Genomic DNA, 331 nt, shown 5'->3' with positions numbered 1-331 from the left:
GTGTCTCGGTTTCGCACCGCTCGCTCGGTTCGACCGGTCAGCGTCAGGATCCGGGTCGCGTCTTCAAGAACAAGAAGATGGCCGGCCACATGGGTGATAAGTATCGCACCCAGCAGAACCTCGAGATCGTCTCGACCGACGTCGAGCGTGGCCTGATCTTCGTGAAGGGCTCCGTGCCTGGATCAAAGGGTGGTTGGCTGTTCGTGAAGGACGCGGTGAAGACCGCTCGCCACGCCGATGCGCCGATGCCCGCCGGTCTGAAGACCGCCGCCAACAACAACGCTGACGCCGCACCCGCGCCGGAAGCATCCACCGGCCAGGAGGGCTAAGA

Annotated in this window: 1 protein-coding gene; it reads left to right on the top strand. The window is 63.7% G+C overall.

The annotated features are described in order from the left end of the window. On the top strand, positions 1–329 hold a 329-nt coding region (locus AC0IYH_RS30305; RefSeq protein ID WP_471837837.1), incomplete at its 5' end, for a large ribosomal subunit protein uL3. Positions 330–331 lie beyond the last annotated feature (2 nt).

Source organism: Pseudomonas sp. AC463 (assembly GCF_979253585.1).
The sequence above is the reverse complement of the archived record's forward strand: the minus strand, read 5'-3'. Positions and strand labels throughout refer to the sequence as shown.